Annotated in this window: 14 protein-coding genes; 8 read left to right on the top strand and 6 right to left on the bottom strand. The window is 73.8% G+C overall.

What is annotated here, in order from left to right; translation table 11 throughout:
- The first annotated feature begins 154 nt into the window (after window positions 1–154).
- Entirely contained in the window at window positions 155–976 is an 822-nt protein-coding gene (gene proC, locus C7456_RS13230) for a pyrroline-5-carboxylate reductase (protein WP_109724296.1), read from the top strand.
- The gene (locus C7456_RS13225; RefSeq protein WP_109724295.1) at window positions 973–1542 is read left to right on the top strand and encodes a YggT family protein; all 570 of its coding nucleotides are present in this window, start codon (window positions 973–975) and stop codon (window positions 1540–1542) included. Before proC ends, C7456_RS13225 begins: the two co-directional genes overlap by 4 nt.
- Before the next feature lie 72 nt (window positions 1543–1614).
- Here the strand turns inward: C7456_RS13225 and C7456_RS13220 are convergent, their stop codons facing one another.
- The 3 genes from C7456_RS13220 to pdxH are packed head-to-tail and all read right to left on the bottom strand — an operon-like array spanning window position 1615 to window position 3473.
- A complete protein-coding gene (locus C7456_RS13220) occupies window positions 1615–2433 on the bottom strand; it encodes an ABC transporter substrate-binding protein (RefSeq protein ID WP_109724294.1) in 819 nt (272 codons plus the stop codon).
- Window positions 2434–2438: 5 nt separating this feature from the next.
- Entirely contained in the window at window positions 2439–2876 is a 438-nt protein-coding gene (locus C7456_RS13215; protein ID WP_109724293.1) for a secondary thiamine-phosphate synthase enzyme YjbQ, read from the bottom strand.
- A gap of 9 nt (window positions 2877–2885) precedes the next feature.
- Complete coding sequence (pdxH, locus tag C7456_RS13210; RefSeq protein WP_109724292.1) at window positions 2886–3473, bottom strand: pyridoxamine 5'-phosphate oxidase; 588 nt, start codon at window positions 3471–3473, stop codon at window positions 2886–2888.
- Between the two features lie 39 nt (window positions 3474–3512).
- On the opposite strand from pdxH, the gene C7456_RS13205 reads away from it, so the two are divergent.
- On the top strand, window positions 3513–4343 hold the full coding sequence (locus C7456_RS13205) for a kinase (protein WP_109724291.1): 831 nt from the start codon (window positions 3513–3515) through the stop codon (window positions 4341–4343).
- A 15-nt stretch (window positions 4344–4358) separates the two neighbouring features.
- Here the strand turns inward: C7456_RS13205 and C7456_RS13200 are convergent, their stop codons facing one another.
- The 3 genes from C7456_RS13200 to C7456_RS13190 form a co-directional block, all read right to left on the bottom strand.
- The gene (locus tag C7456_RS13200) at window positions 4359–4562 is read right to left on the bottom strand and encodes a dodecin family protein (protein WP_109724290.1); all 204 of its coding nucleotides are present in this window, start codon (window positions 4560–4562) and stop codon (window positions 4359–4361) included.
- Between the two features lie 107 nt (window positions 4563–4669).
- A complete protein-coding gene (locus tag C7456_RS13195) occupies window positions 4670–5014 on the bottom strand; it encodes a YbjQ family protein (protein WP_109724288.1) in 345 nt (114 codons plus the stop codon).
- Between the two features lie 507 nt (window positions 5015–5521).
- Window positions 5522–6361: an NAD-dependent epimerase/dehydratase family protein gene (locus tag C7456_RS13190; protein WP_109724286.1), complete on the bottom strand. Its 840-nt coding sequence runs from the start codon at window positions 6359–6361 to the stop codon at window positions 5522–5524.
- A gap of 27 nt (window positions 6362–6388) precedes the next feature.
- On the opposite strand from C7456_RS13190, the gene C7456_RS13185 reads away from it, so the two are divergent.
- From C7456_RS13185 to C7456_RS13165, 5 genes are all read left to right on the top strand, one after another.
- Window positions 6389–6928 carry a shikimate kinase gene (locus C7456_RS13185; RefSeq protein WP_109724285.1) on the top strand — a complete coding sequence of 180 codons (540 nt, stop codon included), beginning with the start codon at window positions 6389–6391 and terminating at the stop codon, window positions 6926–6928.
- Window positions 6925–8022: a 3-dehydroquinate synthase gene (gene aroB, locus C7456_RS13180; protein ID WP_109724284.1), complete on the top strand. Its 1098-nt coding sequence runs from the start codon at window positions 6925–6927 to the stop codon at window positions 8020–8022. Before C7456_RS13185 ends, aroB begins: the two co-directional genes overlap by 4 nt.
- 209 nt (window positions 8023–8231) lie before the next feature.
- On the top strand, window positions 8232–8492 hold the full coding sequence (locus tag C7456_RS13175) for a WGR domain-containing protein (protein ID WP_109724356.1): 261 nt from the start codon (window positions 8232–8234) through the stop codon (window positions 8490–8492).
- Between the two features lie 4 nt (window positions 8493–8496).
- Window positions 8497–9567 (top strand): uroporphyrinogen decarboxylase, encoded by a 1071-nt coding sequence (gene hemE, locus C7456_RS13170; RefSeq protein ID WP_109724282.1) that lies wholly within the window; start codon window positions 8497–8499, stop codon window positions 9565–9567.
- A gap of 244 nt (window positions 9568–9811) precedes the next feature.
- On the top strand, window positions 9812–12745 hold the full coding sequence (locus C7456_RS13165; RefSeq protein ID WP_109724280.1) for a valine--tRNA ligase: 2934 nt from the start codon (window positions 9812–9814) through the stop codon (window positions 12743–12745).
- Window positions 12746–12772: the final 27 nt, after the last annotated feature.

The raw sequence follows: 12772 nt of genomic DNA, 5'->3' as shown, positions 1-12772 counted from the left end.
CAGCGGGCCGATACTACTCGCGCCGGGGCCGGCGCGACCAGTCTTTCCTCGGGTGGATGGCGAAAGTGCGAACCCGGTTGCGCCGGTGTCGCGCCCCGGTGCCCGGACGCGGCCGCTCCGGTAAGGTAGGCGCTCCCATCGACGAGGACTGACGATGACCCGACTCGCCTTCATCGGCGGCGGCAACATGGCGCGCAGCCTGATCGGCGGCCTGCTCAAGACCGGCGTGCCGACCGGCGCCATCCGCGTGGCCGAGCCGCAGGCCGGCGCGCGCGAGGCGCTGGGCCGCGAGTTCGGCGTGGCCGCCTACGCCGAGAACCCGCTGGCCGTGGCCGACGCCGACGTGGTGGTGCTGGCGGTGAAGCCGCAGGTGATGCCGGCGATCCGCGACGGCCTGCGCGACGCCCTGCAGCGCCAGCGCCCGCTGCTGATCTCGATCGCCGCCGGCGTGCGGCTGGACCAGCTCGAGCGCTGGTTCGGCGCGCTGCCGATCGTGCGCTGCATGCCCAACACCCCGGCGCTGATCGGCGCCGGCGCCACCGGGCTGGTCGCCAACGCGCGGGTGAGCCCGCCGCAGCGGGCGCAGGCGCAGCACATCCTCGACGCGGTGGGGCTGACCCGCTGGATCGACGACGAGCGGCTGATGGACACGGTCACCGCGCTGTCCGGCTCGGGGCCGGCCTACTTCTTCGCCCTGGTCGAGGCGCTGGAGGACGCCGCGGTGGCGCAGGGCCTGCCGCGCGAGACGGCGCGCGCGCTGGCGGTGCAGACCTGCCTGGGCGCCGGCCGCATGCTGTCCGAGGGCGGCGAGGCGCCGGGCGAGCTGCGCCGGCGGGTGACCTCGCCCAACGGCACCACCCAGGCGGCGCTGGAGAGCTTCGCCGCCGACGGGCTGGGACGCATCGTCGCCCGCGCCGTGGCCGCCGCCGCCCGCCGCGGCGAGGAGCTCGCCGCCGAACTGGACAAGACGGCATGACCTACCTGCTCAACGCCTTCTCGCTGCTGCTCGGCCTGGTCTTCGACGCGGCCGCCGCGCTGTTCGTGCTGCGCCTGCTGGCCGAGGCCAGCCGCGCGGACTTCCACAACCCGCTCAGCCAGTTCGTCTACCGCTATTCCAACCCGGTGCTGGCGCCGCTGCGCCGGGTGCTGCCGAACTGGCGGCGGCTCAACCTGGCCGCGCTGCTGGTCGCCTGGCTGGTGCTGCTGCTCAAGCAGCTCGCGCTGGCGGCGCTGGCCGGCTTCGTGCCCGCGCTGCCGGGCCTGCTCGTGCTGGCGGTCGCCGCGCTGGTCGACTTCGTGCTGATCACCTGGCTGGTGCTGGTGTTCGGCTGGAGCCTGCTCAGCATGCTGCAGCCGGACGGCTACCACCCGCTGCTGCGCTTCGCCGGCGCGCTGGCGGCGCCGCTGCTGCGTCCGCTGCGCGGCCGGCTGACCGTGGGCATGATCGACTTCTCGCCCACCGTGGTGATCGTGGCGCTGCTGCTGGCGCGGCTGCTGGTGGCCGCGCCGCTGTACGACCTCGGGGCGAGGCTGGCGGGATAAGAGCGAGTGGAGAGAAGTGAGGAGTGAGAGAAAGGCCGGCTCGGCCACCCGCTTCGGCTCCCCGCTCACTTCTCACTCCTCTTCACCCGCTCCCCGTCTTACCGCCCATGCCGCGATCACGGCATGCAGCGCGTCCAGCCCGTCGAACAGCGCCGCCGGGCCCGGCTGCAGGATGAGCGGCGACTTGATCTCGTGCAGCTCGCCGTCGCGCACCGCGGGGATCGCCGCCCAGCCCGGCCGCGCCGCGACCTTCTCCGGGCGGAAGCGCTTGCCGCACCACGAGCCGAGGATGAGGTCCGGCGCGCGGCGCACGACCTCGCCGGGATCGGCCAGGATGCGCCGCTTCGCCAGCGGCTCCCGTGCCAGCTCGGGAAACACGTCGTCGCCGCCGGCGATGCGGACCAGCTCGGCCACCCAGCGGATGCCGGTGATCGGCGGCTCGTCCCATTCCTCGAAGTACACCTTCGGCCGCCGCGGCAGCTTCGCGGCCGCCGCGCGCACCGCGGCGAGGTGGGCCTCGGCGCATCGCGCGTAGGCCTCGGACCGCTCGTGCGCGCCGACCATCGCACCGAGCCGGCGGATGTAGGCGAGGATGCCGTCCACGCTGCGGTGGTTGCTGATCCACACCTCCACCCCGGCGGCGATCAGCTCGCGCGCGATGTCGGCCTGGATGTCGGAAAAGCCGATCGCCAGGTCCGGCGCGAGCGCCAGGATCTGGCCGATCTTCGCGCTGGTGAACGCCGAGACCCTGGGCTTTTCCCGGCGCGCCCGCGCCGGGCGCACGGTGAAGCCGGAGATGCCCACGATGCGCCGCTCCTCGCCCAGCGCGTAGAGCACCTCGGTCGGCTCCTCGGTGAGGCAGACGATGCGCTGCGGGTAGGCGTCGGCCATGCCGCTCAATGCCCCAGCACGGTTACCGTCACCTTGCGCTGGTGCGGGTCGCGCCGGTGCTCCCACAGGTAGATGCCCTGCCAGGTGCCCAGCAGCAGCTTCCCGCCGTGCACCGGCACGGTCAGGCTCACCCCGGTGAGGATGCTGCGCACGTGCGCGGGCATGTCGTCCGGGCCCTCGGCGTCGTGGCGGAAGATCGGATCGCCGTCCGGCACCGCGCGGGCGAACCAGCGCTCCAGGTCATCGCGCACGGTCGGGTCGGCGTTCTCGCCGATCAGCAGCGAGCAGCTGGTGTGCGCGGTGAACACGTGGGCGAGGCCGGCCTGCACGCGGCTGGCCGCCACCGCGTCGTCCACCTGCGCGGTGATCTCGCTGAAGCCGCGCCCGCGCGTGTGGACGGCGAAGCCGCCCTGCGCCACGTGCTGCACCGGCTGCGCGCGCATCGCCGCCGCCTACGGGTACAGCAGCCGGCTGGTCCAGGTCTGGCCGTGCCGGCTCCAGCGCACGCGCTCGTGCAGGCGGAACTGGGCGCCGTACCAGAACTCCACCATGTCCGGCTCCAGCACGTAGCCGCCCCAGTGCGGCGGGCGCGGCACCTCGCGGCCCTCGAACTCGTGCCCGTAGCGCGCCAGGCGCTGCTCGAAGGCCTCGCGGTCGGGCAGCGTCTGCGACTGCAGCGAGGCCCAGGCGCCGAGCTGGCTGCCGCGCGGGCGGGTGGCGAAGTAGGCGTCGGACTCCTCCGCCTGCAGCTTGCGCACCGCGCCCTCCGCGCGCACCTGCACGCCCTCGCGCAGCAGCTTCCAGTGGAAGCACAGCGCCGCCTGCGGGTGCGCCTCCAGCTGCGCGCCCTTGTCGCTCTGGTAGTTGGTGAAGAAGCGGAAGCCGCGCTCGTCGGCGCCCTTCAGCAGCACGATGCGCGAGCTGACCCGGCCGGCCGCGTCGGCGGTGGCCAGGTTCGTCGCGGTGGGCTCGGGTTCGCCGGCCGCCTTGGCCTGGTCCAGCAGCAGCAGGAAGGTGTCCAGGATCTCGGGTTTCAGCATGGCTCTTGCATCGCGGCCGGCTCGCGCCATCATGGCGCGATGAACCCGGATGCTAGCATGCAGAACCAGGCCCTGGCCGGCCATCTGCTCGACCATTACGCGGGCCGCATCGCCCGCGCCAAGCGCCCCTACCTGCTGGGCCTGTCCGGCCTGCAGGGCAGCGGCAAGAGCACCCTGGCGCGGGTGATGAAGGCCGAGGCGGAGGCGCGCGGCTGGCCCACCGAGGTGCTCTCGCTGGACGACTTCTACTACTCCCGCGCCGAGCGCGAGACGCTGGCGCGCGAGGTGCATCCGCTGCTGCGCACCCGCGGCGTGCCGGGCACCCACGAGATCGAGCTGCTGCTGTCGGTGCTGGCCGCGCTGCCGCACGCCTCGGACAAGCTGCCGGTGGCCTGGCCGCGCTTCGACAAGGGCCGCGACACGCGCATCCCGCCCTCGCGCTGGCCCAAGGTGGTCCGCCCGCCGCGGCTGGTGATCCTGGAGGGCTGGGCGCTGGGCCTGCGCCCGCAGCTGCAGTCGGCGCTGGAGAAGCCGGTCAACGCGCTGGAACGCGCCGATGACCCCGACGGCGCCTGGCGCCGCTGGGTCAACAAGCAGCTGCGCGCCTACCAGCCGCTGTGGCGCAAGCTCGACGCGCTGATCGTGCTGCAGGCGCCGAACTGGGACGTGGTGCGCCGCTGGCGCAGCGAGGAGGAGGAGCGCCTGCTCGCCCGCCACGCGCCGCTGGCGATGGACGCGGAGGCGATGGTGCGCTTCCTCGCCCACTTCGAGCGCCTGAGCCGGCACGCGCTGGCCACGCTGCCGGCGCTGGCCGACAGCGTGGTCGAGTACGACACCGAGCGCCACGTCACCGGGCTCAGCCACAACTGAGCCCGGCCGGCGCGCTCACTCCACCACGAAGTTGACGCGCATGTTGACGCGCCACTCGGTCACCTTGCCGTTCTCCGCGGTGACCACCTTGATGTCGTTGACCCAGGCGCCCTTGATGTGCTTCACCGACTCGGCGATCTTGGACAGGCCCTGCTGCACGGCATCCTCGATGCCCTTGCCGGACGAGGAGCTGATCTCGATGACCTTGGCGACGGACATGGCGTGAACCCTCCGCTGGTGCCGCGGCGAACGGCGCGGCGCGCTCCCCCTGGTCCGCGCAGTCTGAAGCCGCCGGCCGCGGCGGGCAAGCCGCGCCGCGGCAAAGCTCAGCCGGCCGGCTCGGCCTGCACCGCGGTGCCGTAGGCCAGCACCTCGGTCACGCCCTGCGCCACCTCGTTGGCGTCGTAGCGCATGCCCACCACCGCGTTGGCGCCCATCGCCGCGGCGTGGCGCAGCATCAGCTCGAAGGCTTCCTCGCGCGCCTTCTCGCATAGCTCGGTATAGATGGTGATGTTGCCGCCGACCAGGGTCTGCAGGGCGGCGCCGACGTTGCCCACCACGCTGCGCGAGCGCACGGTGATGCCGCGCACGATGCCCAGCGGGCGGACGATGCGGTGGCCGGGGATCTCGTTCGTGGTGCTGACCAGGTGGGGCTGGATGCTCGCTGGCATGGCGCGGACTCCTCGTGCGGCGGGCCGTTCCCGCCCTCGCGGCGAAGCATGCCGCGAAACGCGGGCGCGCGCTGCGGCCGGCAGCGCGCCGTCCGCCATGCCCTCGGAGCCAGTTCCGTCTTCCGGGGAAGATCGCCGGGAAGGCCGGCGGGATGAAGCGCGGGCCGGTGTGGAGGTCGCGCCTGCTGTTCTTCCCTCTCGCCCGCGTGCTTCTCCGGCCGGGCAAAACCGCGCACGACCATTCGGCGCCGGCAACCTCGCGTCAGGTCGATCGCGGCCGGAGGCCGCTTCCACGAAGGCCCCGCAAGCCCTGTGGGAGCGGCCTCCGGCCGCGATGTCCGGCTCCCTCGCCCAATTCCCGCCATGCCGCGCCGTCGCGGGCCGGCGTCCACTCCTCGCGCCCCAAAGCCGGCGCCATCCACGGCGCCTCCCCGCGGACCTTCGCGCTTCCCTGTGCCCACGCGCGGACTGCTCCAGGCGGGGCATAGGCAGCGCGCGAACAGGCCCTCAAGCCACCTCCCCCAGCAGGGCCGCATAGCCCGCGCGCGCGTCCGGCCAGCGCGGCGCCCAGCCGCTGGCGCGCAGGCGCGCGTTGCGCAGCCGCTTGCCGCCCGCGCCGGCCGGCGCGGGGCCTTCCGCGGGCAACGGCGCGCCGAGCAGGCGCGCGAGGTGGTCGTACAGCGCGTCCAGCGGCAAGGGCGTGTCGTCGGCGCCCACGTAGACCGGCGCCGGCCGCTCCAGCGCCAGCAGGTGCGCCACCGCCGCGGCCGCGTCGTCGACCTGGATGCGGTTGGCCCAGTACGGCCGCGCCCGCGGCACGCGCGCCTCGCCGCGGCGCAGGCGGTCGAGCAGTTGCAGCCGGCCCGGCCCGTACAGCCCCGCCAGGCGCAGCGCCACCGCGGGCAGCGGCTGCGCCGCCAGCCAGCGCTCCGCCGCCAGCAGCACGGCGCCGTTGAAGCCCGGCGGCGCGGGCGGCGTGTCCTCGTCCACCCAGGCGTCGCCGTGCCCGCCGTACACGGCGCTGGAGGACACGAACAGCACGCGCCGCAGCACCGCGCCATCGAGCGCGCCGAGCAGGTGGCGCAGGCCGTCGACGAACACGGCGCGATAGGCCGCCTCGTCGCGCGCGGCGGGCGCGGGGGCGTAGACCACGCCGGTGATGCCGCGCGGCAGCCCGCGCAGCGTGGCCGGCTGCGTGAGGTCGCCGGCGAGCCAGCGGATGCCGTCGCCGTCCCGCGCCGGCGGGCGGCGGCGCAGCGCGTGCACCTCGGCGCCGCGCGCCAGCAGCAGCGCGGCCGCGCGGCGCCCCAGGTCGCCGCAGCCGGCGATCAGTATCCGTTCGGACATCCAGACTCCTGCTGCTACATTGCGCGCATGAACCCGTCGCGCAACCTGTTCGTGATCGGTCCCACCGGCGCCGGCAAGACCTCGGTGGGCCGCCGCCTCGCCGCGCATTATGGCCTGGCCTTCCTCGACCTCGACCAGGAGATCGAGCGCCACTGCGGCGTGCCGGTGGCGACCATCTTCGAGATCGAGGGCGAGGCCGGCTTCCGCCAGCGCGAGAGCGCGCTGCTGGACGAGTGCAGCCGGCGCGAGGGCGTGCTGCTGGCCACCGGCGCCGGCGCGGTGCTCGACGCCGCCAACCGCCGCCGCCTGGCCGAGCGCGGCTACGTGCTGTGGCTGGACGCCACCGTGGAGCAGCAGCTGGAGCGCCTCGCGCGCGACCACAAGCGCCCGCTGCTCGCCGTCGCCGACCGCCGCGGCCGGCTGGAGGCGATGGCCGCCCGGCGCGGCCCGCTCTACCGCGAGGCCGCCGACCTCGCCGTCGCCGGCGCGCACGAGGACGTGGCCGCCGCCTGCGCGCGCTGCATCGCCCTGCTCGACCAGCACTGGAAACGCCAGCACGCCGCATGAACGCCCCGCAGATGCAGACCATCGACGTCGCCCTCGGCCGGCGCGGCTACCCGGTGTGGATCGGCCGCGGCCTGCTCGCCGACGCCGCGCGCTGGCGCGCCGCGCTGCGCGGCCGCCATGCGCTGGTGGTGAGCAACACCACCGTGGCGCCGCTCTACCTCGAGCGCGTGGCGGCCGGGCTGGACGGGCTGCGCTGGTCGAGCTTCCTGCTGGAGGACGGCGAGGCGCACAAGAGCTTCGCCAACGTGGGCCGCGCGCTGGAGGCGCTGGCCGCGCTCGGCGCCACCCGCGACGCCTGCGTGATCGCGCTGGGCGGCGGCGTGGTCGGCGACCTGGCCGGCTTCAGCGCGGCGTGCTGGATGCGCGGCATCGACTTCGTGCAGATGCCGACCACGCTGCTGGCGATGGTGGATTCCTCGGTGGGCGGCAAGACCGGGGTGAACCTGCCGGCCGGCAAGAACCTGGTCGGCGCCTTCCACCAGCCGCGCGCGGTGGTGGCCGACCTGGACACCCTCGCCACCCTGCCGGAGCGCGAGTACCGCGCGGGCCTGGCCGAGGTGGTGAAGGGCGCGGCGATCGGCGACGAGCCGTTCTTCGCCTGGCTGGAGGCGCACGCCGGCGCGCTGGCCGCGCGCGAGGACGCGGCGCTCGCCGAGGCGATCGCGCGCAAGGTGCGCTACAAGGCCGGCGTGGTGGCGCGCGACGAGACCGAGCAGGGCGAGCGCGCCCTGCTCAACCTCGGCCACACCTTCGGCCACGCGCTGGAGACCGCCGGCCACTACACCGCGCTGCTGCACGGCGAGGGCGTGGCGGTGGGCATGCTGCTCGCCGCGCGGCTGTCCGAGCGGCTCGGCCTGGCCGTCGGCGCCGACACCGCGCGGCTGCAGCGGCTGCTGGAAAGGCTCGGCCTGCCCACCGCGGTTCCCGCCGGCATGGAGCCGGAGCAGCTGCTCGCGCTGATGCGGCTGGACAAGAAGAACACCGCCGGCACGCTGCGGCTGATCCTGTGGCGCGGGATCGGCCGGGCGGAGATCGTGCCGGGCGTGGACGAGGGCGAGGTGCTGGCCGTGCTGCGCGCCGGCGCGAGCGGCTGACGGCGGGCGCTCCCGGTGGGAGCAACCTCCAGCTCTATGGTGGGAGCGGCCTCCGGCCGCGATGGCCAGGCACCCGGAAATCGCGGCCGGAGGCCGTTCCCACAGGGGAGTCCTCACGGAGGCCTGCCCTTGGCGCCGCTCCCACAAAGCTCCCCGGCCCTTCTACAATGCACGCCTCTGCGGCCGGTCCGCCGCCCATGCCGAACCCCATGCGCCTCTACCTGCAAACCATGCCCGCCGCGGCCGAGGCGCCGCGCTACGTCCAGATCGTGCTGGAGCAGGACCTGCTCGGCGGCTGGACGCTGTACCGCGAGTCGGGCACGCAGGGCGGCAAGGCCACGCTGCGCCGCGAGCAGTTCCTGGAGCGCGACGCCGCCATCGCCGCCTTCGAGAAGGCGCGCGACAGCCAGCTCAAGCGCGGCTACCGCCTGATGTTCGCCCAGGGCCTCGACGGCCCGCACGGCCGCTGACCGCATGAACGCACCGCTGAAGAACGACCGCTTCCTGCGCGCGCTGCGCCGCGAGCCCACCGACACCACGCCGGTCTGGGTGATGCGCCAGGCCGGGCGCTACCTGCCCGAGTACCGCGCCACCCGCGCGCGCGCCGGCAGCTTCATGGCGCTGGCGCAGAACCCCGAGCTGGCCTGCGAGGTGACGCTGCAGCCGCTGCAGCGCTTCGAGCTCGACGCGGCGATCCTGTTCTCCGACATCCTCACCGTGCCCGACGCAATGGGCCTGGGGCTGTCCTTCGCGCAGGGCGAGGGCCCGCAGTTCGCGCGCCCCGTGCGCAGCGCCGCCGACGTCGGGCGGCTGGCCGTGCCCGACATGGACGGCGAGCTGCGCTACGTGATGGACGCGGTGCGGCTGATCCGCCGCGAGCTCGCCGGCCGCGCGCCGCTGATCGGCTTCTCCGGCAGCCCGTGGACGCTGGCCTGCTACATGGTCGAGGGCCAGGGCTCGCGCGACTTCGCCGCGCCCAAGGCGATGTGCTGGAACGAGCCCGCCCTCGCCCACCGCCTGCTCGACGTGCTGGCGCGCAGCGTGGCCGCCTACCTCGCCGCGCAGGCCGCCGCCGGCGCGCAGGCGCTGATGGTGTTCGACACCTGGGGCGGCCTGCTCGGCCCCGCGCCGTTCCGCGAGTTCTCGCTGCGCTACATGGCGCAGGTGGTCGAGGCGCTGAAGGCCGACCCGCACGCGCGCGACCTGCCGGTGATCCTGTTCTCCAAGGGCGCCAACGGCCACCTCGCCGAGCTGGCCGGTACCGGCTGCGCCGCGCTCGGCGTGGACTGGACCGTCGACCTGGCCGACGCGCGCCGCGCGGTGGCCGGCAAGGTGGCGCTGCAGGGCAACCTGGACCCGGCCGTGCTGCGCGCCTCGCCCGAGGTGATCCGCCGCGAGGCGCGCGCGGTGCTGGACAGCTTCGGGCCGCATCCCGGCCACGTGTTCAACCTGGGCCACGGCATCACGCCGGAGGTCGACCCGGCGCACGTGAAGGTGCTGGTGGACGAGGTGCACGCCTACGGGCGCGCGCTGCGCGCCGGCTGACCCGCCCTTTCCCCGGCGGCGGCCGCCCGCGCATCCACCCCGCGCCGTGGCCGACCGCCATCGTCGTGGGCCTCCCCTTCCTCGAAGCGCGGCGCCGATGCCGTCCGCAAAGGCGCGGCGCGTCCAGCCCGGCCCGTCACGCCGTCGCCGCTTGGGGTCGCGCCCCGGCGACCGTACAATCCGCCCTTCACGTCCGCTGACAGCCACCGCGCGGCGCCCCGGGCGCCGCCACCGCGAGTCCCCGATGGAAAAGAGTTTCGAGCCCCGCCCGATCGAGTCGAAGTGGTACGCCCGCTGGGAAGCCCGCGGCGACTTCAGGCCCACCGGCCGGGGCGAGCCGTACTGCATCCTGCTGCCGCCGCCCAACGTCACCGGCACGCTGCACATGGGCCACGCCTTCCAGCAGACGGTGATGGACATGCTGGTGCGCTACCACCGCATGCGCGGCTTCGACACGCTGTGGCAGGTGGGCACCGACCACGCCGGCATCGCCACGCAGAAGATCGTGGAGAACCAGCTCGCCGCCGAGGGCAGGACCCGCCACGACCTGGGCCGCGCGCCCTTCGTCGAGCGCGTGTGGCGCTGGAAGGAGGAATCCGGCTCCACCATCACGAACCAGATGCGCCGCCTCGGCGTGGCCGCCGACTGGTCGCGCGAGCGCTTCACCATGGACGAGGGCCTGTCCGCCGCGGTGCGCAAGGTGTTCGTGGAGTGGTACCGCGCGGGGCTGATCTACCGCGGCAACCGCCTGGTGAACTGGGACCCGGCGCTGGGCACCGCGGTGTCCGACCTGGAAGTGAACAACGTCGAGCGCGACGGCCACCTGTGGTCGATCCGCTATCCCGTGGCCGGCGGCGACGCATCGCTGGTGGTCGCCACCACGCGCCCGGAGACCATGCTGGGCGACGTCGCCGTGGCCGTGCACCCGGAGGACGAGCGCTACGCGCACCTGGTCGGCAGGATGCTCAAGCTGCCGCTGAGCGGGCGCGAGATCCCGGTGATCGCCGACGACTACGTGGACCGCGAGTTCGGCACCGGCTGCGTGAAGATCACCCCCGCGCACGACTTCAACGACTACGCCATCGGCCAGCGCCACGGCCTCGCGCCGATCAGCATCTTCACGCTGGACGCCAGGGTCAACGACAACGCGCCGGCGAAGTACCGCGGCCTGGACCGCTACGAGGCGCGCAAGGCGGTGCTGGCCGACCTGGAGGCCGCCGGCCTGCTGGTCGAGACCAAACCGCACAAGCTGCAGGTACCGGTGAGCCAGCGCTCCGACGCGGTGATCGAGCCGATGCTCACCGACCAGTGGTTCCTCGACCTCACCAGCGAGGCGCTGGCCGACGGCCGCCCCGGCGGCCGCAGGGCGATCACCGGGCCCGCGCTGGAGGCGGTGCGCTCGGGCGCCATCCAGTTCGTCCCCGAGAACTGGGCCGCCACCTACACGCAGTGGCTGGAGAACATCCAGGACTGGTGCATCAGCCGCCAGCTGTGGTGGGGCCACCGCATCCCGGCCTGGTACGACGAGGCCGGCAACATCTTCGTGGGCGAGGACGAGGCCGACGCGCGCGCGCATGCGGGCATCGCGCCGGTCGGCGCGCTGCGCCAGGACGAGGACGTGCTGGACACCTGGTTCAGCTCCGCGCTGTGGCCGTTCTCCACGCTGGGCTGGCCGCTGGACGGCCCGGTGAAGGACGCCGACGGCAACGTGGTCGCCGACTGGTCGCACGACCGCATCTACCTGCCCAGCGCGGTGCTGGTCACCGGCTTCGACATCATCTTCTTCTGGGTCGCGCGGATGGTGATGGCGACCCTGTACTTCACCGGCAAGGTGCCGTTCCGCGAGGTGTACATCAACGCCATCGTGCGCGACGCCGAGGGCCAGAAGATGTCCAAGTCCAAGGGCAACACGCTGGACCCGCTGGACCTGATCGACGGCATCGCGCTGGAGCCGCTGGTGGAGAAGTCCACCCGCTCGCTGCTGATCCCGCAGGTGCGCGAGAAGGTGGACAAGCGCATCCGCAAGGAATACCCCGACGGCATCAAGGCGATCGGCACCGACGCGCTGCGCTTCACCTTCGCCGCGCTGGCCAGCTACAGCCGCACGATCAACTTCGACATCAGGCGCGCCGAGGGCTACAAGGCGTTCTGCAACAAGCTGTGGAACGCGGCGCGCTTCGTGCTGATGAACGTGCAAACCCCTCTCCCCTCGGGAGAGGGTGGCGCGGAGGCGCCGGGTGAGGGTCCGGTCGAAGCGCAAGCTTCCGGCACATCCGCGCCCTCATCCGGCGCTTCGCGCCACCTTCTCCCGGAGGGGGAAGGGAACAAGCCGGTCACCGAGGCCGAGCGCTGGATCCTCACGCGCCTGAAGCAAACCCTGGCCGAGGTCGAGCAGCACTTCGCCAGCTACCGCTTCGACCTGCTGGCGCAGGCGCTGTACGAGTTCGTGTGGAACGAGTACTGCGACTGGTTCCTGGAGCTGTCCAAGCCCGCGCTCAACGGCGGGGACGCCGCCGCCGCGGCGTCCACCCGCCACACCCTGCTGGTGGTGCTGGAGACGGTGCTGCGCGCGCTGCACCCGATCATCCCGTTCATCACCGAGGAAATCTGGCAATCGGTGGCGCCGCGGCTCGGCATCGACGCCGCGGGCGGCATCCTCGGCCAGCCGTGGCCGTCCGCCGACGCCATCGCGGCGGACGAGGCGGCCACGGCGGAGATCGAGTGGTTCAAGGCGGTGCTCTCCGGCATCCGCCGCATCCGCGCGGAAATGAACATCGCGCCGGGCAGGACGCTGCCGCTGCGGCTCGCCGGCGGCGACGCGGCGGACCGCGCGCGCGCGGCCAAGTTCGCCGCGCAGATCGCCTTCCTCGCCCGCACCGAGGCGCCGCAGTGGATCGAGCCCGGCGCCGACGAGCCGGCCGCCGCCGCCGCGGTGGTCGGCTCGCTGCGCGTGCTGATCCCGCTCGCCGGCCTGATCGACCTCGGCGCCGAGAAGGCGCGCCTGGCCAGGGAGATCGCCCGCATCGAGGGCGAGATCAGGAAGTGCGAGGGCAAGCTCGGCAACGCCAATTTCGTCGCCAACGCGCCGGCCGAGGTGGTGGCGCAGGAGCGCCAGCGCATCGTCGACTGGGGCACCCAGCTGGCCGCGCTGCGCGAGCAGGCGCGGAAACTGGGCTAGGCTACGGGGAAGCCAGCACCGGGGCGC

Origin of the sequence: Fulvimonas soli (genome assembly GCF_003148905.1) — a bacterium.
Lineage (GTDB): Bacteria > Pseudomonadota > Gammaproteobacteria > Xanthomonadales > Rhodanobacteraceae > Fulvimonas > Fulvimonas soli.
This window is presented reverse-complemented; position numbering and strand designations above follow the sequence as displayed.